Source organism: Pseudochrobactrum sp. AO18b (assembly GCF_000409565.1).
Lineage (GTDB): Bacteria > Pseudomonadota > Alphaproteobacteria > Rhizobiales > Rhizobiaceae > Pseudochrobactrum > Pseudochrobactrum saccharolyticum.
Genome location: NZ_ANNO01000468.1, coordinates 1 through 272, shown reverse-complemented (window position 1 = coordinate 272; position 272 = coordinate 1). Strand labels below are relative to the sequence as shown.

The following is a 272-nucleotide window of genomic DNA, read 5'->3' as shown; positions in this document are numbered from 1 at the left end:
CCTCGCCTATCATTCAGATTAAAGATCCAGGGAAGATAAAACCATGGCAACCGAAATCCGCGTTCCCACCCTCGGGGAATCCGTCACAGAGGCAACTATCGGCAAATGGCTCAAAAAAGTCGGCGACGCTATCGTTGCTGATGAACCATTGGTTGAACTGGAAACCGACAAGGTTTCTATTGAAGTTCCTGCGCCTGTTTCCGGCGTTCTGACAGAAATCACCGCTCAGGAAGGTGACAATGTTGGTCTCGATGCCCTGCTCGGCCAGATTG

General features: G+C 51.1%; 1 protein-coding gene. It reads left to right on the top strand.

Features of this window, described 5'->3' with window-relative positions; translation table 11 throughout:
• Nucleotides 1–43: 43 nt before the first annotated feature.
• Nucleotides 44–272: biotin/lipoyl-containing protein (locus A918_RS20965; protein ID WP_033316238.1), on the top strand; the 229-nt coding region annotated here is incomplete at its 3' end.